Here is a 19,144-nt window from a genome sequence, read left to right on the forward strand (position 1 = left end):
AGTTAACATCGAAGCAACAATTCACTCGTTAGCAATTCATTGACCATTTGTATCCAACTTAGTCACATTTCCCATCGCAATCTCTTTCGGCCAACGCAATTCAAAACGCGCACCACCGAGTAAATCCGAACGTCCCACCTCGACTTGGCCTTGATGCCAACGAGTGATCTGCTTAACAATCGCTAATCCAAGACCGTGCCCTTTTTCACTGTTGCGTTCCTGATTATTCAATTGCACAAAGGGTTCAAAAATACGTTCCATATCGTCGGCAGAGATGCCCACCCCGTCATCTTCAACGATTAATATCAGCTCTCCTTGAGCTTCGTTCAAAGAAAGATGTATTACCTGCTTAGCATACCGCGCTGCGTTGCTTAGCAGGTTTTTAACGGCTCGTAATAAAGCCCGATGGTCAACAAACAGCTTCTGCTGACGTAGAAATTCCGCTACGTCCACTTGCAGTTTTAGATGCGGATTCTCAAGCCGGAAAAGGTCGGCCTCCGCGTCTAAATTCTCCGTGAAATAGCAGTAAGAAAAATGGCTGATGTCGGTGATTCGGTTATAGCGCGATAGCACTAAGGTTTGATTGATCAAGTGGTCGAGATCTTCAATGCTGGAATGAATGATGTGGCGGTATTTGTCTTTTTGGCTTTGCGCTATGTCTGGATCCTCCAACATTTCAAAGGCAAAGCGCAGACGATAAAGCGGTGTTCGCAAATCATGTGCAATCGCATTAGTGAGGGTTCTTTGACTCGCGATCAACTTTTCTATGTTGTTGGCCATTTGATTAAAGGACTCGCTCAATTGAGAGACCACCGAAAGCCGGGAGGTGGAAGCTCGTTTTGAAAGTATGCCTTGACCAAACTCATTAGCGGTTTTCACTAGCCGTTTGAGATCTCGCCACAAGGGAAAAATCCACATCACTAAGGCAATAGAAATACCTAAAAAGAACAAACCCGCGATGGCAGTCGTCAGTTTCAGCTGCGTTTGATAGGAGATATTGTCTTCAACATGTAGCCAGACTCCCTCATCAAGTAGAGCCAGTAAAATCATGCTGCCTTGGGGATTCAGGTAGCTGATCATCTGCCCTTTGGCTGAACCGAGCTTTTCCTGCTCAATCGGCAATAAATCGGCTTCTCGCACTAAACTCAGTTTTAGCGGAATCAAGCGATTCTGCTCCGCGATACTGCTTTCCCACTGGCTACGAGGCTGACTACGCAGATCTTCAATGGCGAGTGATAGTGTTCCTCGCGCTTGGTTTAATGCGCCCTGCTCTCTGGATTCATTAATCGCGAAATAGAGCACCTTATTACTGTTCGGGACTCGTTGTAATAAAGCATTGGGGTCGCCATCTTGGAAAATAAGCTCGCCACTTTGTAAAGCGGGATAAAACAGAGTGGAAGATGCGTAGCCCTCTAGCTCATCCAAGCGTAACGAGTAAGTAAAATATTGGGCATAATGTTCAACGATCACTGGCCAATCGGTAGGTGGTGCTTGCTGTAGCTTTCTTGATAGAAACGAAAAGTTGCTTTGATAAACCGGCTTATAGAAGTCTTCCGACAGTGTGCGTGTAAGCTGTTGGATCGGGTTAAATTGATTGGGAATACTGAGCAATAAAATGGGGAGAAACACCGCGACCCAAAGCACCCAAAATGCTCTAATCATTGCCACTCCCCTTCTTGTATCGCACACAGCTGATACCCTCGGCCACGGATGGTTTTAATCAGTCGTGGTTCATTCGGGTCATCGCTAAGTGCTCGTCTTAATCTTGAAATCCGCCGATCAATGGAGCGGTCTAACCCATCATATTCAAAACCTCGGATCTGTTGGGCTATGTCATCCCGCGTGACGATGGTGCCAACATTTTGCGCAAGCAGGTACAGAAGCTCAAATTCACTCGTGGTTAACCTGACTGGGCATTGCGCTAACAACACCGCCCTGTGTTGCAGATTCATCCATAAAGAGCCGATGCGTAACTCATATTTATCGCCTTGAGTATTGCGCTCTTGGCGACGCAACAAAGCACGTATTCGAGAAAGCAACAGCCGCGGTTTAACTTGCTTTACGACATAATCATCAGCACCCAGTTCTAAGCCCATCATTTGATCGATGTCGTCATCAAGTGCCGTTTGCATCAAGATCATGCCTCGATATTGTTCACGAATAGCGCGGCAAACTTCCATACCGCTCTGACCGGGTAACATAATATCCAGAATGACCAGATCGGGTTGCGCATTCAAGATGCTATCTACCGCTTGAAGGCCATCAGTAACGATAGTGACATCAAATTCATAGTGGTTCAGAAAATCTTTAATCAGCTCCGCAAGCTCTAAGTCATCTTCAACCAGAATCACTCGGTAAGATTGAGGTAAAGTCCCGTTCATTATGTCCACATCCATTGGGCAAGAATCCAAACTATAGCGGATTGAGCTTAACCGTTATGTGACGATTTGTGACCAACCAAGAACAAAAAAGCCCCGACACGCGGGGCTGAAAAGTGATTGAATCCTATAGGGGTGACTCAATCAGGATGATGCGTGTTTCGTATGGACGTAACACTTGGTGCGCCAACACGCGCTGTAATTCAATACCAGGATAGTTGCCTAGCAAGTAAAGCGCATCATCGAGCGGTAATTCTGGCAGAACACATTCGGCTTCGTGACCGTAATAGTTATTCAAACAGATCAGTACCTGTTTCTGATTACGGCGCTGATAAGCAAAAATCTCTTTATGCTCAGGCAGTAAATCGGTGTAGTCACCATCGGTTATCACCTTGACCTTTTTGCGCAGCGACAATAATCGGCGATAAAAGTAAAACACCGAATTCTGGTCTTCCAATGCAGATTGTGCATTAATCTCTGGATAGTTACTCGCAACTTCAATCCACGGCTCGCCACGAGTAAATCCAGCGTGGAGGCTCGTATCCCATTGCATTGGCGTGCGCGAATTATCACGCGACTTTTGCGCCAAAATCGCCAGCATGTCACTTTCTGGCATCCCTTGTTGCTGCACCATCATCTGGTGGATGTTAATGCTTTCCACATCGCGATACTGCTTAATCGAGGTAAACCTCGGATTGGTCATTCCAATCTCTTCACCTTGGTAGATGTAAGGTGTGCCTTGCATCAGGTGAATGGTGGCCGCCAGCATTTTTGCTGACTCAACTCGGTACTGCTGATCATCACCTAAACGGCTCACAATCCGCGGCTGATCGTGGTTACACCAAAACAGCGCGCCCCATCCTTTGCCATTCAACCCTGTTTGCCAATGATTGAAAATCTGCTTGAGTTGCAGAAAATCAAACGGCGCTTTCGTCCACTTTTCGCCATTCGGATAATCGACTTTCAAATGATGGAAATTAAACACCATAGAAAGCTCTCGCCCATCGAGCGCAGAATATTGTTGGCAATGTTCTAAAGTGGTTGAAGACATTTCACCCACGGTTACGCTGCCATAACGCTGAAAGACATCACTGCTGATCTCTTGCAGATACTCATGCACTCTTGGACCATCGGTGTAAAAACGGCGACCATCACCGATTTCATCATTGGCAAAATCTTGTTGCTTGGAAATGAGGTTAATCACGTCAAGTCGGAAGCCATCGACACCTTTTTCAGCCCAGAATCCGATGATGTTTTTTACTTCTTCTCGAACTTGCGGGTTTTCCCAGTTCAGATCGGCCTGCTCTTTGGCAAACAGATGCAAATAATACTCACCGGTCACTTCATCCAGCGCCCATGCACTCCCGCCAAATTTGGATTGCCAGTTGTTTGGCACACCACCGTTAACCGGTTTGCGCCAAATATAGTAGTCGCGGTAAGGGCTATTGCGATCGCTCAATGCGGATTGAAACCAAGCGTGTTCGGTGGAGGTGTGGTTAACCACAATATCCATGATGATGCGAATACCGCGCCGATGCGCTTCTTTCAATAACTGTTCAAAATCTTGCATCGTGCCAAAATCAGGATTGATCGCGTAGTAATCGGCAATGTCATACCCATTATCCACCATTGGCGACTGATAAACCGGGGTCAACCAAATCGCATCAATCCCAAGCTTTTGTAGATAGTCCAACTTGCCGATGATGCCTTGCAGATCGCCCACGCCCTTTGCGCCACTATCACAAAAACTTTTCGGATAAATTTGATAAATCGCAGCGGTTTTCCACCAAGGCATGGACTGGGTTGAGCTATTCATACTACTCTCACTTACTCAAAAACTGACTCAATAACAGAAAAAGGAGTGGCACAAGCCACTCCTAACTCAGGAAGAAATTAGGCGGCTGATACAGCCAACTTGCCAGAACGCTGGGCACGCTTGTACATCAATAATGTCAGCGTTATCGGTACAGCAATCGCAATCAGCATCGCGACCAGATAAATGCTCCAATATTGTGGTTGAATGGAAAGAATGCCCGGCAAACCACCCACACCAATGCCGTTAGCCATTACGCCTGCGCTACCACACACTGCGGCAGCCAAAGCACTGCCGATCATTGCGCTCAGCATAGGGAATTTGTATTTAAGGTTGATACCGTACATCGCAGGCTCCGTCACACCAAGGTAGGCTGAAATCGCCGCAGGAATTGAGATATCTCGCTCGCCGTGCTTTTTACTGATGATAATGATGCCCACTACCGCCGAAGCTTGCGCAATGTTGGATAGCGCGATCAACGGCCAAATCGGCGTACCACCTAGCTCTTGCATCAGTTGCAGATCTACCGCGTTAGTGGTGTGGTGAATGCCGGTAATCACGAGAGGAGCATACAAGAAGCCAAACAGCGTCGAACCAATCACCGCAAAATCACCGGTCATCGCCGCTTTCGCTGCAAATGCTACGCCATCACCAATCACACGGCCAAATGGCCCGATAAAGGCGTGGGCAAGTACCACAGAAAGAATAATTGAAACAAACGGCACGACTACCAAATAAAGGTAAGAAGGGACGATACGTCTTAAGTTGTTTTCAATAAAGGCCAGCACCACACCAGCCAAAATGGCGGGGATCACTTGGGCTTGATAACCCACTTTTTCAATCGCAAATAACCCAAAGTCCCACACTTCCGGCACTTGCTTACCGATCAAGTAAGCATTCATCAATTGTGGAGAAACCAACGTTACCCCAAGGGTAATACCGAGAATCGGCGTACCGCCAAGTTTTTTCACAGTTGACCAACACACACCCACCGGTAGGAAGAAGAAAATCGCTTCACCAATCAGCCACAAAAACGCATGTACCGATGCCCAAAACTGACTGATTTCGGTCAGCGTTTTGCCATCAAACATGCGAATGTCGCCAATCACATTTCGAAAACCGAGGATCAAACCGCCGGTGATGATCGCAGGAAGCAGAGGCACGAAAATTTCAGCCAAATGGGAGATGCCACGCTCTAGCACATTCATATTTTGACGCGCTGCGACTTTAGCATCGTCTTTGGAAACCGCTTGTTTACCGGTTTGTTCCAGCAGCATTTTGTAGACCTGATCAACTTCGGTACCAATGACTACCTGAAATTGTCCAGCATTGGTAAAGCAGCCCTTCACCATGCTCAACGCTTCCAAACCCGCCTTGTCAGCCTGCTCTGGCTGATTTAACACAAAGCGTAAGCGTGTCAAACAGTGAGTAACGCTCGCAATATTGCTTTCGCCTCCCACCAGTTCGATAAGACGCGTAACGTCTTGTTTCGCTATCTTGCTCATATCCTCGTCCACCCTATTGAATTATTATCATTGCAGCAATTGGGAACAGTCCCAAATCAATTGGTGCGATATTGACACAATGCATAACAGATAAAAATGGGAACAATCCCATAAATTGAATGCGATCACATTGTGCGTTATTTGCGCATGATTTTAGTGTAGTAAAAAGAGAGTTAAACTCGCGAGAGAAGGCGGTTCACGAGTTATCAAAGGTATCATCAATAAAAGAAGGCGGAAAATTACCGCGATACAGGAATCTGTGTTAAATGCACACAACCGTTTTCAGGGCCACACAGTTGCTCGATCAGTAGATCGGCAGCTAATTTGCCCGCTTCACGATAGCCGGGGTCAACGCTAAAAATGTTCGGAAATAAAAAAGAGAGCAGTTCATTGCCACCAACCCCAGTCACAACGACATCATCACGTTGCAACTCTTGCAAACGCTTAATCACGCCGAGCGCCAAAGTATCACTCGCACACACAATCGCTTGAGTTTGCTCAGTCAGCACTTTATCTACCAGCAGATAAGCACTTTCATGATGCAGTTGTCCGGTTTGGTAATTCGCCACAATCTCATGCTGCACACACCAGTTAAGATAAGCGTTAAGCCGTTGCTCACCCGTGGTTTTGTCACGTGGGTCGACCCCAATAAAGGCAATATCGCGTAACTGTTTTTGCGCCAAATGCTGCAAAGCGCGCTCAATCACTCCAGCATTGTCATAGTTGATGGAGGATATCTCGTCGCTGTGCATCGCCAAGAGCACACAGCGATGTTGCCAATGAAGCAGTGCGTCATGGTCAATATCCGTAAAACCAAACACGACCACACCATCCACTTGCCGCTTGGCGAGCACTTTTAAGTGAGCATTGGTTTTTTCGCGGCTAAACTGGCTTTCCATGATCACCACATCGTAGCCGTGAGCATACAACGCTTGCAGCATAGTGCTGACCGCTTTGTTTTCGGAAGGCGAATCCAGACGCGAGATGATAATTCCCACCACTTTTTGGCTGCCACCACGCATGGTTTGTGCCGATTTGGACGGCACATAACCCGATTCTGCGATCACCTGCTCTACGCGTGCACGCGTTTCAGGTTTCACTTTGGGATCATTGGTCAATACTCGGGACACGGTTGATTTACCGACACCAGAAAGTCTCGCAATGTCTAAAATGGTCAGTTTTCGATTCATGAGCAGTGGGATATTCATCAAAAAGTAGAGGAATAAGATCGCTCTAGCGACCTTATTTTTTCACTCGCAGTAGATAATGAGGCACATCGCGAATGCTATCGAGCACCACGGTCGCTAAGGCTTCACCTTGCTCTGTGACTGGCTTACCGGTGCGCACCAAAATCTTAGTGCCTACACCCGCCGCTTCAGCTGCCATCATATCTTCGGCTTTGTCACCGACCATCACCGAATTGGCCATGTCGATTTTCAGGAAATCACGCGCCGAAAGAAACATGCCCGGCTTAGGTTTACGGCAATCACACTCTTCTTTGTATTGCCCAATACCATGTTCAGCATGGTGCGGACAGTAATAGATACCATCAAACTCAACACCATTATCGGCAAAGTTCCAGTCCATCCATTGGGTGAGAGAAATGAAACGTTCTTCGCTGAATTTGCCGCGCGCAATACCGGATTGATTGGTGACTAGCACCAACAAATACCCCATACGCTGCAAAGCCGCAGTCGCTTCAAATACACCTTCAATAAATTGGAAATCGTGCTCATCATGCACGTAACCATGATCGACGTTGATCACGCCATCACGATCCAGAAATACGGCGGGTTTGGCCAAAATGCTATCTCTTTCAAGTCACTTTACGCGAATTATTGCACGCTTTATTTTTTTCATCACTATCTATATTTTTTTCGTCACTATCTAATAACGTTCTCGTCTAATCAGTCACGACCATTTAGACGTCTAGACGTAAAAATATCTATTGACTTAAACTCGGTCAGCCCATAGCATCGACTACCAATTGAGGAAGAGGCCGATAGATTATTCTGCCTTGAGCAGTACAGGGTTGCACATGATTGAGATTAAAAGCGTAAATAAGGTTTTCTATCAGGGGGATAAGCAAATCCACGCCCTGAAAGATATCAATTTATTGATTCCACAAGGTACAATTTTTGGGGTGATTGGCTCATCCGGTGCCGGGAAAAGTACGCTGATCCGTTGTGTCAACATGCTAGAAAAACCGACTAGCGGCCAAGTGATTGTCGATGGCGTAGATTTAACCACGCTCAATAATCCACAACTGTGCGCAGCCCGCCGTAACATCGGCATGATTTTTCAACATTTTAATCTGCTTTCATCACGCACTGTGTTTGAAAATGTGGCTCTGCCGCTGGAGTTAGCGAGTCAATCACAACAACAGATAGAAACTAAAGTCACGGAATTGCTGGCACTGGTTGGCCTCTCAGATAAAAGAGAAAGCTACCCAGCGAATCTTTCTGGCGGCCAGAAGCAACGTGTCGCGATTGCTCGCGCTTTGGCAAGCGATCCCAAAGTATTGCTGTGTGATGAAGCCACCAGCGCGCTGGATCCAGCGACAACGCAGTCGATTCTAGAGCTGCTTAAAGAAATTAACCGTAAGCTCAACTTAACTATTTTGCTGATCACTCACGAAATGGATGTGGTGAAAAGCATCTGTCACGAAGTGGCGATCATTGGTGGCGGTGAGCTGGTTGAGAAAGGCACGGTCGGCGATATTTTTGCCCACCCGAAAACCGAGTTGGCGCATCAATTCATCCGCTCAACGTTGGATTTATCGATTCCTGAAGATTACCAAGTGCGCTTACAGCCAACTCGCGTGGCAGGCAGCTACCCACTGGTGCGTTTGGAATTTACCGGCGCTACCGTGGATGCACCGCTGATGACGCAAATTGCTCGCAAATACAATATTGATGTCAGCATTCTTAGCTCAGATCTGGATTACGCCGGCGGCGTGAAGTTTGGCATGATGGTCGCTGAAATTTTTGGTAATGCCGACGATGATGAAGCCGCGATTCGTTATCTGCGCGAAAACAACGTTAAAGTAGAGGTGCTAGGTTATGTCCTTTAATACGATTGCACAATGGTTTGCACTCAATAGCGACCTACTGTTAACCGCCACATGGCAAACACTGTATATGGTCGCGATTGCCGGTGCGGTGGGTTTTGCGCTCGGGATTCCGCTAGGAGTGATTCTCCATACCACCAAAAAAGAGGGCTTACTGGAAAACCTACCGCTGAACCGTGTACTCGGCGCCGTGGTTAACATCGGTCGCTCGGTGCCCTTTTTGGTGTTGATGGTCGCCATCATCCCTGTCACCAAACTGATTGTCGGCACTTTTATCGGTACCACTGCGGCCATTGTGCCACTCACGATTGGGGCGATTCCGTTTGTAGCGCGCCTAATTGAGAGTGCGCTGCTTGAAGTGCCAACCGGCTTAGTGGAAGCGGCGCAATCTATGGGTGCGACGCCACTGCAAATCATTCGTAAGGTACTGCTGCCTGAAGCGCTGCCGACGATTTTAAACTCAGTCACGATTACTCTCGTGACACTGGTCAGCTACTCAGCCATGGCGGGTACCGTTGGCGGTGGTGGTCTGGGCGATGTGGCGATCCGCTATGGATTCCACCGTTACGACATCACCATCATGGCGGTCACTGTGGTCATGCTGATTGTACTGGTACAAATTATTCAATCCATCGGTGATGCGTTGGTACGCCGCGTCGATCATCGATAAGTAAAACAAAAGCCTTTTTTGAACAAGGAGTTCATCATGAAGTTTAGCCTGAAAAGTTTACTGACTATCGCTGCTGCAGCCTCAACCCTGATTTTGGCCGGCTGTGGTGAAAAAGCCGTGGATAACAACAAAGTGAAAATTGGTGTTATGGCGGGTGCGGAAGCACAAGTTGCGGAAGTGGCAGCCAAAGTTGCTAAAGAAAAATACAATCTGGATGTCGAATTGGTGACTTTCACCGACTACGTAACGCCAAACGCGGCATTAGATGATGGTTCTATCGATGCGAACGCATTCCAACACAAACCTTATCTCGATAAGCAAATTGCCGATCGTGGTTACAAGCTAGCGATCGTCGGTAACACCTTTGTTTACCCGATCGCAGGTTACTCAAAACAGATCAAATCAGTTGATGAACTACAAGATGGCGCACGCATTGCAGTTCCAAACGATCCAACCAACCTAGGTCGCTCACTGCTGCTGCTGCAACAACAAGGCCTGCTCAAACTGCGTGAAGATGTCGGTCTACTGGCAACCGTACGTGACATCGTTGAAAATCCAAAGAAACTTGAGATCCTCGAATTGGATGCAGCCCAGCTACCACGCTCACTGGATGATGTGGCTCTGTCTATCATCAACACCACTTACGCGAGCTCAATCAATCTGACCCCAGAAAAAGATGGCATCTTCGTTGAAAACAAAGAGTCACCTTACGTCAATATTTTGGTTGCCCGTGAAGCAAACGTGAATGCCGAAAACGTACAAAACTTCAAGAAAGCCTACCAAACCGATGAAGTGGCTAAAGCTGCTTCAGAAATCTTCCAAGGTGGTGCCGTAAAAGGCTGGTAATCGCAATTTCTAATGGTCTTTCCGCTCAAAAACAGAAAAGGTTGGCACTACGCCAACCTTTTTTATTGCTGAGTGCTTTGAATACCAATAGAGAAAAGATGAATGCGGATGCATCCAAGGTGCATCCAGCACTCTATTTCAAGTGATCCCAAGAAATATTGGAGACAATCCGGCACGGCTCACAACAAAAATGGAAGATGTCGTGCAATGGCTCTTCCAGCAACCACTCTCCGCCGCACTTAGGGCAAGGGCGCGCTTTTTCTTGCGCAAGGCTACTGCCTCCCACCCGATACTGATAGTAATAGGTTGGCACTTTAGTCAGAAATTCAATACGACCACGCAGATCCCAACCACGACGGAATAAATCACTATCCACATCGCAAATCTCATGTAGCGCAGCATGTTCAGCTTTGCACGCTCCTGCCATTTGCAACTCATCACATGCTTGCCATTCGGTTTGCCATTTGATCACCGCTTTGTGATCACCATTAAAGGTCGGCGGATTACGGTACAAAGGAATAGGCAACAGACTTTCACCGCTGCGCAGTGGTGAACACGTATGCACATAGGTGGTGTAAAGCACCTGCCAACTCGGCATTTCCTCTTCCGCGGCTTGTTCTGAGTTGATGTCTAACCCCAGCACGCGAACTTTCGGCGCGAGTAAACTGGCCTCACTTAAACGGCTCACACAAGCTTCAACATATTGCGAATGGAATTTAGGGTGCAAACTTTCTTTTTCAGGGCAGACGGCGCGCACGTAAAACACTCCGTCACCGAGCACAATCGGAAACTCACGCCCCAACACTTGCCCGTTATAACGCAACGCATCCATCAAGCCATTGATCGCTTTATCCACCGCACTAATGGTAGTGTTATCAAAGCACTCAAACTCTAACTCAACCACGTACATCTCAATTCACCTTTGGTTCAAGCTGTTCTAAAAACGTCTCAAGATCGGCAGTCAATACTTCACGCTGCGCTGTCCCCAATTTCTCAAGGATCACATTACCGCTCAAGTTACACACTGAAATCACTGCCATTTCATCCTCGGTAGTGGCGATAAACACGGTAGGTTTTTGCTTTAAGCGGCGCTGCATCACTAAATGACCCAGAATGTTCTCCTGCAAGCGCGTAAAATCTTCTTCACTCCATACTTGCAGCAGCGTCAATTCACGACCTCGCCACTGCGCGGGCATGTCCGCACTATACTGACTAGCGTAAAACGCTTTGATATCCTCGTGCAGCGTGAGTTCAATCGCCCGTTCGACATTACTGAAATCCGCCCACACGTCACGATGAACAGGGCGCCAGCGCACCGCATCGGCTATTTCTTCCACCACACAAGGCGAAGCCAGTCCCAACAATTCGTCATTTTCCGGTAATTGACCGGTTTGCTGTGCACAATGTTGTAGAAAACGCTGACTGAATGCACTCAAGGCTTGCACTACGCTTTGCGTCATAATCATCTCCATGTTGAGTTTGCGCCGCCTCGTTAATGACACTGGCACTGGGATTGCGTAAAATTCTGCACATTCTAATTGAATCGACTGAAAAACATGAGCAAATATTCCGACGCCAAAGAGCTTGCTGGCCTAACACTGGGTAAAAAAACCGAGTATGCCAATCACTATGACCCCACCTTGCTGCAACCCGTACCTCGCAGCTTGAACCGTGATGATCTGCATCTTAGCGACACTCTGCCTTTTCAAGGCTGCGATATTTGGACGCTGTATGAGCTGTCGTGGCTTAATCAAAAAGGGTTGCCACAAGTGGCGATCGGTGAAGTGTCGATTCCGGCGACCAGCGCGAATTTGATCGAATCCAAATCCTTTAAGCTTTACCTCAACAGCTACAACCAGACTCGTTTTGCGTCTTGGAATGAAGTGCAAACGCGCTTAATGCAAGATCTTTCTGCTTGCGCGGGAGAAACCGTCACCGTTAACGTAAAGTCTCTGAACGAATACACCGCAGAGCCGATTGTGACTATGCAAGGTGAGTGTATTGATGATCAAGATATTGATATTAAGGGCTACGAGTTTGATGATGCCTTGCTGCAAGGGGCTGCACAGGGTGAAGAGGTCAGCGAAGTGCTGCACAGCCATTTGCTTAAATCCAACTGCCTAATCACCAATCAGCCAGATTGGGGGAGCGTCGAAATTGCTTACCACGGTGCCAAAATTAACCGTGAAGCGTTACTGCGTTATATTGTTTCTTTCCGTGAGCACAATGAATTTCATGAACAGTGTGTTGAGCGTATTTTCACCGACATTATGCGTTACTGTCAGCCAAAAACCTTAACTGTATATGCACGTTATACTCGACGCGGAGGCTTAGACATTAACCCATTCCGCTCCAACTGCCATTCAGCACCAGAGCATAATCAACGTATGGCGCGACAATAAAGGATACGACTTAGGATGAGATTTCTACGCTGGATAACCATAGCGAGCTTACTGCTGATTTCAAGTTGGGCACAGGCCACCATTTATTCTTCCCCCATGCTCAATGAAGCCAATAGTTTGGTAGAGATCTCCCCTTTACAAGCAAAAAAAATGGCGCAGCAATACCTTGATGATCGCCATTTAGCCGATAAGTTGGAAAAGCACCCCGCCACCATCGCCCGCGACGAAGCCGACAGTCGAACGCGAACTCCCGGCAGTACCGTTGATGCCATGATGATTTTGGCGCAAGCGCTGGATAACCTCGGTGAGAATGAGCAAGCACAATTGGTACTACATGATGCCAAAATGCTCACCCAACAATATCAACTCCCGTACTTGCTACTGGATGTACAGATCCTGAGCACTCGACTAACTTGGCAAACTGGCGGCGATACCACCGCTGCTAATCAAGCGTTAAATGAGATAACTAAGCAATATCAACGCATTGAAAATGCGGATCAAATTGCCAAAGGCATTGATTACAAAATCACCTTACTGCGGGCAGAAATTGCCTCGCAAGCCAATGATCTCGAATTAGCCGATACCCTGTTCACCCAAGCCAAGCCTTATTTGGAGACATTACAAGACGAAAAACCGGCTATCGAATATCACCTGACCTTGGGTCAGCACCATCTCAGCCATGAGCGTTATAACCTAGCGCTTTCAGAATTGTTGATTGCTTATTGGAGTGCGATTGAAAGTAACTCCGGCGTATTGTTAGCCAAAGCCAATACCTTGTTAGGTAAGCTTTTTTTCAATCGACAGGTATTGGATAAGGCATTGGATCACTTTTCACAGGCTGCCGACTTCTATGGCCGCTATGAACAATCCCCTTTTCTGCCTACTGTTCTCAAACAAATGGGTGATATCTACTACCAACAAGGAAAGTACAATCTTGCTTTAGTGCATTATTTCAATGTCATCGATCACCACAATAATAATGCACCACTCAGTGATGAAATTGAAATTCGGATTAACCTCGCAGCAACTTATTTACAACTCTACAACTACCCAATTGCTGAGCAATATTTAACCAGTGCAGAAGAATTACTCAGTGTGACAGATATTCCACGCTTAAATGGACATGCAGCGCTACTGCATTCAGGATTAGCGTATTACCAAAATATCAATCAAGAAACTGTACGTTATGCAGAAATGGCGCTACAGATTGGTGATTCAATTCAAGATGATTATCTGCAAGAGCACGCTTATCGATTACTCTCTCTGGGATATGAGAAAACGGGCTCACTAACAAAAGCGTTAGAGAGTTTTAAAAAGAGTCAACAACTCGCCCAAAAAAGACAAAATAAACTCAATCAAATCAGTGAGGATGCTTTCCGACAACAACGCGAATTTATTGAACAAACCTTGCATTTGGTTGGACAAGAAAAACGCCTACAAGAAACGGAGAACCAATTTTCTCAATTACGTAAAATTGCCTTTTTCTTACTGGTTATCTGTGTAGTTCTTTTTATGATCAACTTGCGACGTGGTTATATTGTACAACGTCAACAAGATGAAATCTCCGAACTGCATGACACTTTATTTACGCACTCACGTTCACGACTCAATAACCTAAGGATGCTGAACGCTAAGCTTCCTAGCTCATTAGAGAACAGTCATCGAAACTACGAGCAATGGCAGCTCGGAGAGTTAATCCAACAGCCCCTCAACGATCGCTTACGTTTTGCTTTAATTGATATTCCTTTCATGCGCAACATGTATCTGCAAAATGGATACACTGCGGGTTTGGAATTAGAACGCGCTTTTGGTGATTTTCTAAAAGAGAAAATAAAAGATCCAAATCGACTGTATCATTTTTCTGACGCTAGCTTGCTTTATATTGAAAAACATGGCGAACAACGTAGCGACCCAGAAACATTATTCAACCAGATTCAATCTTGGTTGAATGAATTTGCGACAGATCGAAAAATAAATCGGATAGTTCGTATTGGCATCACCGATTATCCATTTTTACCCCGAGCTTATACCGCCATCAATGATAAGGAGCTACTCGATATTTTGTTAATGGCGACACATATTGCTCGGGAATTAAGCCTGAGTGAAAGTCAAAGCCAATGGGTGTATTTAAAAGCGATTGAGAATGCGCCAGCCGCCAGTTTCGCTTCTGAGAATATTCGCCTCTCTTGCAAGCAAGCGATAAATCAGGGGCTGATCAAAGTCCATTCTTCTTATAAGAATGAGGAGAACATCAAAAAACTATTAAAAGATGGATAAATGCTGCCCAGTCGACATAAACACCGAGTGACGTTCGTAAAATATTTGCTATTATCGACAAATCAATAAATAGGATCAGGATTGATCCTCTACTATCTAGTTTGTTGTACATGGGCGTTCTAGAACAAGATATCCAAGCAGAGCTTCAAAAACTGAAATCTCAGTTAGAACAAGTACGTTTGACACAAAGGGATACTTCGTTCAAATTTAACCGAGAGCAGCAAGTTCTTAAACGAATGGTCACTTCATTGGCTACGACCTGTCACGGCAGTAGTCAGCGACTAAACCAAAGTTTAGAAGAGCTCTGTTTTGCATTAGAACAACAAAAAGACATCAGCACGCTGATCCCTCAACTGGCTGTGCTGGAACGCATGTTGAAACAACAGTCATTGGCCATGGACAAACAAAACAGTCATCTAGATAGCCAGTTGCAGCACAGTGGTGAAACGTTACTGCGTGTGCCAGGTTTACCAGCCAAGATCAAACGCGATCTCCGTGATCTGCTGAGTTTTACCGCTGCTCAGCCATTAGAGAAAACCCAGCAAGCACTACGTTTGTTGGAGATTTATGAGCGTGCGGTCAAAATTCAGTGCGCCAATCCAAATTTGGCACTCAATGAAATTTCTCAGCAAGCGGACCGCGAGCTCCTCCATCGTCTGTCTATCGATCTCCAGCATTTGATCACTGAACTCGATTTTAATGGTGAGTCAGGCGATCAACTGAGTGATATCCGCACCAAACTTCTGCTTGGGGTGAACACGCATACCCTACTTGAATTGACTCTCGAAGTGCTTCGTTTAGTCATTGATGGCAGCCATGCAGAACGCAAAGCGGCTGAAGCCTTTTTAGAGCAAGTCAATCTCTCAATTGGGAATAACTTAAAGAGTTCGGCGCAAAATCTTGAGCAAACTCAAAGCTATATGGCTCATCGTCAAGAGATGAACAGCGAACTGAGCAGCCTAGTCGCTCGCAGTCAAACCGCATTAAAAGAGCAAACAGAGTTAGAAGCACTTAAGCAGAAAATGACGCCTTTACTGCGTGAGATGTCATCACTTTCTGAACGATTAACCTTAGCAGAACAGCGTGAACAAGCCCTGCTTGAACGTATCCGCTACAGCAAAGATCAGATGGAAGCGCTCTCTGACTTAGCGCAAGACTACCACCGTCGACTTGAAGACCAAGCTTTACGAGCGCAACTCGATCCACTCACCAAAGTGTACAACCGCAGCAGCTTTACTGAGCGGCTCGAACACGAGTATCGACGCTGGATCCGCACTCAGCACAATCTACGCGTGGTGCTGTTTGATATTGATAAATTCAAATCGATCAACGACAGCTTTGGTTATGCGGCTGGGGATAAAGCACTGAGCATTATTGCCCGTACAATTAAAAAAGAGTTATGTGATAACGACACGGTAGCGCGTTTTTCTGGAGAAGAATTTATTCTCCTGCTGCCTGAGCGATCAGAGAATGAAACTTATCAAATCATTCATCAAATTCAGCTCAATGTGTCAAAACTGCCGTTTAAATTCCGTGATAAAAATCTAACCATCACGCTCTCCGCGGCAAGTATTCGTTTTGTCGATTCAGATACTCCTGAAACCGTGCTGGATCGCCTAAATCTCACCTTAAATGAAGCGAAAAGCATCGGCCCTAGTCAGTTGGTCTGGAAGTAATCAGCATACTATTTGAGCACAATGATGGATAAATTGTGCTCAGCTTCACAATTACCCCTTTGTGCTATTTTCTTACCTTAAGTGATACCTCTAGATTGAAATCAGATATATCAAGAGGTTATCTCCCTTCTCTGGGTATCTCTGCTACTCTTGTTTTATAACAAATGCTCAATATCATGCACAGGCATGACCTCAACCTCAGGTTGAAGGAGGACACTATGATTATTCAAGTCAGCCCCGCAGGCAGCATGGATCTGCTTTCACAGCTGGAAGTCGAACGCCTGAAAAAAACCGCATCAAGCGATCTTTACCAGCTCTACCGGAACTGCAGCCTTGCGGTTTTGAACTCTGGCAGCCATACCGATAACTCGAAAGAGCTGCTCGATAAGTATAGAAATTTTGATATCACGGTCATGCGCCGTGAACGGGGTATTAAGCTTGAACTGGCGAATCCCCCAGAACATGCGTTTGTCGATGGGCAGATCATTAAAGGGATCCAAGAACACCTTTTTTCTGTGCTGCGCGACATTGTTTACGTCAACATGCATTTGGCCGATAGCCAGCGCCTAAACCTGACCAATGCCACTCATATTACCAATCTTGTCTTTGGTATTTTGCGCAATGCGGGCGCACTGATCCCGGGAACAACGCCGAATTTGGTCGTTTGTTGGGGCGGGCATTCGATCAATGAAGTCGAATACCAGTACACTCGTGAAGTCGGCCATGAACTGGGATTGCGCGAACTAAACATCTGTACTGGTTGTGGTCCCGGTGCGATGGAAGGACCAATGAAAGGTGCAGCCGTAGGTCACGCCAAACAGCGCTACAGTGAATACCGCTATTTAGGTCTTACCGAGCCTTCCATCATTGCCGCTGAGCCACCAAACCCGATAGTGAATGAACTGGTGATCATGCCGGATATTGAAAAACGCTTGGAAGCATTCGTACGTATGGCGCATGGCATCATCATTTTTCCAGGAGGCCCAGGCACGGCAGAAGAGCTGCTCTATATTCTGGGCATCATGATGCACCCAGAAAACGCCGATCAACCAATGCCAATCGTTCTGACCGGTCCCAAACAAAGTGAAGCATATTTTCGGTCTTTGGATAAATTCATCGCCGATACCTTGGGAGAAACGGCACGTAAGCATTACAGTATTGTGATTGATAATCCAGCTGAGGCGGCACGCATCATGAATAATGCGATGCCACTGGTTCGCCAGCATCGGAAAGATAAGGAAGATGCTTACAGCTTTAACTGGTCACTGAAAATTGAGCCTGAATTTCAACTGCCTTTTGAACCAAACCATGAAAGCATGGCGAACTTAGATTTACACTTGAACCAACGACCAGAAGTGTTGGCCGCCAATCTGCGCCGAGCTTTCTCTGGTATAGTAGCGGGTAACGTGAAAGCGGAAGGAATTCGAGAGATTGAACGCCACGGACCTTTTGAAATGCACGGAGATCCGATTCTGATGAAAAAAATGGATCAGCTGCTCAATGATTTCGTAGCACAAAATCGTATGAAACTGCCCGGCGGCAGCGTTTACGAACCCTGTTATCGAATCGTGACCTAAAGAAAGCTCCCCTATCAATGACTGATGTTACTGACAGGATGGGGCGACGGGTAGTAATCCTGATGAATTTGATTACAATAAGGGCCTTACAAGCCCTTATTTTTTGATGATTTTTGGTTATGTCTCTTCATCTTGTCATTATTGATGCTCTTAATTTGATCCGTCGTGTTCACTCTGCGCAGCCCGATCCGAATGACATAGCCAGAACTGCCGAAACAACCACTCGTACTTTGCAACGCATCATTAATGAAGCTCAACCTAGCCACATGATTGCAGTGTTTGACCATCATCTTTCTGATCGTGGTTGGCGCGCCGAATTACTCCCCAGCTATAAAGCCAATCGTAAACCCATGCCAGAGGTATTACAGCAAGGGCTTGAAACCATTCAAGATGCTTGGTGGCAATTAGGGATTGATTCTCTGCTGTCAGAAGGGGATGAAGCAGATGATCTGGTGGCGACACTGGCTTGTAAAGTGGCCGCACATCAAGAGAAAGTGACGATCATCTCGACGGATAAAGGCTACTGCCAACTGCTTTCGCCAACCTTACAGATTCGCGACTACTTTCAACAGCGCTGGTTAGATGAACCGTTTATTGCGCAAGAGTTTGGGGTAACGCCAGCACAATTAACCGACTATTGGGGATTAACAGGCGTCAGTTCAAGCCAAGTTCCCGGCGTTGCGGGCATTGGCCCAAAAGCCGCCAAAGAGATTTTGAACCAATTCGCCAATATCGAAGAAGCGTACGCAAGCTCTGAGCTGCCGGAGAAATACCGGAAAAAACTCGATCCACAGATTGAAATGGCGCGCATCTGCAAACAAGTCAGCGCCCTAAAAACGGACATCGAGCTAGGCTTTAACTTACAAGATATCCGTTTTAATCCACCATTGGCTGACTAAATCAGCACCTGGTTGATCATAACTGAACCGG

Annotated in this window: 16 protein-coding genes; 8 read left to right on the plus strand and 8 right to left on the minus strand. The window is 46.4% G+C overall.

Annotated features, from left to right (window positions below):
- Positions 1-36: 36 nt before the first annotated feature.
- The 6 genes from EPB59_RS08565 to gmhB form a co-directional block, all read right to left on the minus strand.
- Positions 37-1,662: an ATP-binding protein gene (locus EPB59_RS08565; RefSeq protein WP_195706962.1), complete on the minus strand. Its 1,626-nt coding sequence runs from the start codon at positions 1,660-1,662 to the stop codon at positions 37-39.
- Complete coding sequence (locus EPB59_RS08570; RefSeq protein ID WP_154172333.1) at positions 1,659-2,381, minus strand: response regulator; 723 nt, start codon at positions 2,379-2,381, stop codon at positions 1,659-1,661. Before EPB59_RS08570 ends, EPB59_RS08565 begins: the two co-directional genes overlap by 4 nt.
- A gap of 124 nt (positions 2,382-2,505) precedes the next feature.
- Positions 2,506-4,194, minus strand: a complete 1,689-nt coding sequence (gene treC / locus EPB59_RS08575; RefSeq protein ID WP_154172335.1) for an alpha,alpha-phosphotrehalase — start codon at positions 4,192-4,194, stop codon at positions 2,506-2,508.
- Between the two features lie 77 nt (positions 4,195-4,271).
- Positions 4,272-5,696: a PTS trehalose transporter subunit IIBC gene (treB, locus tag EPB59_RS08580; RefSeq protein ID WP_195706963.1), complete on the minus strand. Its 1,425-nt coding sequence runs from the start codon at positions 5,694-5,696 to the stop codon at positions 4,272-4,274.
- 239 nt (positions 5,697-5,935) lie between these two features.
- Complete coding sequence (gene treR, locus EPB59_RS08585) at positions 5,936-6,886, minus strand: trehalose operon repressor TreR (RefSeq protein ID WP_154172340.1); 951 nt, start codon at positions 6,884-6,886, stop codon at positions 5,936-5,938.
- Positions 6,887-6,938: 52 nt separating this feature from the next.
- Entirely contained in the window at positions 6,939-7,499 is a 561-nt protein-coding gene (gene gmhB, locus EPB59_RS08590; RefSeq protein ID WP_055051590.1) for a D-glycero-beta-D-manno-heptose 1,7-bisphosphate 7-phosphatase, read from the minus strand.
- A 235-nt stretch (positions 7,500-7,734) separates the two neighbouring features.
- Here gmhB and metN point away from each other — a divergent pair, with 235 nt between their 5' ends.
- From metN to metQ, 3 genes are read left to right on the plus strand one after another with little or no spacing between them, the layout of a single operon-like run.
- Positions 7,735-8,769: a methionine ABC transporter ATP-binding protein MetN gene (gene metN, locus EPB59_RS08595; RefSeq protein WP_154172342.1), complete on the plus strand. Its 1,035-nt coding sequence runs from the start codon at positions 7,735-7,737 to the stop codon at positions 8,767-8,769.
- Positions 8,759-9,436 carry a methionine ABC transporter permease gene (locus tag EPB59_RS08600; protein WP_000009572.1) on the plus strand — a complete coding sequence of 226 codons (678 nt, stop codon included), beginning with the start codon at positions 8,759-8,761 and terminating at the stop codon, positions 9,434-9,436. The genes metN and EPB59_RS08600 overlap by 11 nt, the downstream gene beginning before the upstream one ends.
- Before the next feature lie 36 nt (positions 9,437-9,472).
- Complete coding sequence (gene metQ / locus EPB59_RS08605; RefSeq protein ID WP_000672706.1) at positions 9,473-10,282, plus strand: methionine ABC transporter substrate-binding lipoprotein MetQ; 810 nt, start codon at positions 9,473-9,475, stop codon at positions 10,280-10,282.
- A gap of 133 nt (positions 10,283-10,415) precedes the next feature.
- On the opposite strand, the gene EPB59_RS08610 is transcribed toward metQ, so the two are convergent.
- Entirely contained in the window at positions 10,416-11,192 is a 777-nt protein-coding gene (locus tag EPB59_RS08610; protein WP_055051588.1) for a Zn-ribbon-containing protein, read from the minus strand.
- 1 nt (position 11,193) lies between these two features.
- On the minus strand, positions 11,194-11,742 hold the full coding sequence (syd, locus tag EPB59_RS08615) for a SecY-interacting protein (RefSeq protein ID WP_195706964.1): 549 nt from the start codon (positions 11,740-11,742) through the stop codon (positions 11,194-11,196).
- 96 nt (positions 11,743-11,838) lie between these two features.
- Between syd and queF the strand changes: the two genes are divergently transcribed.
- The 5 genes from queF to xni all read left to right on the plus strand — a co-directional run bounded on the left by queF (position 11,839) and on the right by xni (position 19,113).
- Positions 11,839-12,684 carry an NADPH-dependent 7-cyano-7-deazaguanine reductase QueF gene (gene queF, locus EPB59_RS08620; protein WP_154172346.1) on the plus strand — a complete coding sequence of 282 codons (846 nt, stop codon included), beginning with the start codon at positions 11,839-11,841 and terminating at the stop codon, positions 12,682-12,684.
- A 15-nt stretch (positions 12,685-12,699) separates the two neighbouring features.
- Positions 12,700-14,961 carry a tetratricopeptide repeat protein gene (locus EPB59_RS08625; RefSeq protein WP_154172348.1) on the plus strand — a complete coding sequence of 754 codons (2,262 nt, stop codon included), beginning with the start codon at positions 12,700-12,702 and terminating at the stop codon, positions 14,959-14,961.
- A 110-nt stretch (positions 14,962-15,071) separates the two neighbouring features.
- A complete protein-coding gene (locus EPB59_RS08630; RefSeq protein ID WP_055051584.1) occupies positions 15,072-16,637 on the plus strand; it encodes a GGDEF domain-containing protein in 1,566 nt (521 codons plus the stop codon).
- Between the two features lie 218 nt (positions 16,638-16,855).
- The gene (gene ppnN, locus EPB59_RS08635; protein WP_195706965.1) at positions 16,856-18,214 is read left to right on the plus strand and encodes a nucleotide 5'-monophosphate nucleosidase PpnN; all 1,359 of its coding nucleotides are present in this window, start codon (positions 16,856-16,858) and stop codon (positions 18,212-18,214) included.
- Between the two features lie 119 nt (positions 18,215-18,333).
- Positions 18,334-19,113: a flap endonuclease Xni gene (xni, locus tag EPB59_RS08640; RefSeq protein WP_055051582.1), complete on the plus strand. Its 780-nt coding sequence runs from the start codon at positions 18,334-18,336 to the stop codon at positions 19,111-19,113.
- The last annotated feature ends 31 nt before the right edge of the window (positions 19,114-19,144 follow it).

Source organism: Vibrio metoecus (assembly GCF_009665255.1).
GTDB classification, from domain to species: domain Bacteria; phylum Pseudomonadota; class Gammaproteobacteria; order Enterobacterales; family Vibrionaceae; genus Vibrio; species Vibrio metoecus_B.

What these genes read in the sequence shown, in the direction of transcription:
- treC (WP_154172335.1), bottom strand. Translation starts at nt 4,194, where the DNA reads ATGAATAGCTCAACCCAGTCCATGCCTTGGTGGAAAACCGCTGCGATT.
- EPB59_RS08570 (WP_154172333.1), bottom strand. Translation starts at nt 2,381, where the DNA reads ATGAACGGGACTTTACCTCAATCTTACCGAGTGATTCTGGTTGAAGAT.
- EPB59_RS08600 (WP_000009572.1), top strand. Translation starts at nt 8,759, where the DNA reads ATGTCCTTTAATACGATTGCACAATGGTTTGCACTCAATAGCGACCTA.
- EPB59_RS08625 (WP_154172348.1), top strand. Translation starts at nt 12,700, where the DNA reads ATGAGATTTCTACGCTGGATAACCATAGCGAGCTTACTGCTGATTTCA.
- EPB59_RS08610 (WP_055051588.1), bottom strand. Translation starts at nt 11,192, where the DNA reads ATGTACGTGGTTGAGTTAGAGTTTGAGTGCTTTGATAACACTACCATT.
- EPB59_RS08630 (WP_055051584.1), top strand. Translation starts at nt 15,072, where the DNA reads ATGGGCGTTCTAGAACAAGATATCCAAGCAGAGCTTCAAAAACTGAAA.
- EPB59_RS08565 (WP_195706962.1), bottom strand. Translation starts at nt 1,662, where the DNA reads ATGATTAGAGCATTTTGGGTGCTTTGGGTCGCGGTGTTTCTCCCCATT.
- xni (WP_055051582.1), top strand. Translation starts at nt 18,334, where the DNA reads ATGTCTCTTCATCTTGTCATTATTGATGCTCTTAATTTGATCCGTCGT.
- ppnN (WP_195706965.1), top strand. Translation starts at nt 16,856, where the DNA reads ATGATTATTCAAGTCAGCCCCGCAGGCAGCATGGATCTGCTTTCACAG.
- treB (WP_195706963.1), bottom strand. Translation starts at nt 5,696, where the DNA reads ATGAGCAAGATAGCGAAACAAGACGTTACGCGTCTTATCGAACTGGTG.
- metN (WP_154172342.1), top strand. Translation starts at nt 7,735, where the DNA reads ATGATTGAGATTAAAAGCGTAAATAAGGTTTTCTATCAGGGGGATAAG.
- syd (WP_195706964.1), bottom strand. Translation starts at nt 11,742, where the DNA reads ATGACGCAAAGCGTAGTGCAAGCCTTGAGTGCATTCAGTCAGCGTTTT.
- treR (WP_154172340.1), bottom strand. Translation starts at nt 6,886, where the DNA reads ATGAATCGAAAACTGACCATTTTAGACATTGCGAGACTTTCTGGTGTC.
- queF (WP_154172346.1), top strand. Translation starts at nt 11,839, where the DNA reads ATGAGCAAATATTCCGACGCCAAAGAGCTTGCTGGCCTAACACTGGGT.
- metQ (WP_000672706.1), top strand. Translation starts at nt 9,473, where the DNA reads ATGAAGTTTAGCCTGAAAAGTTTACTGACTATCGCTGCTGCAGCCTCA.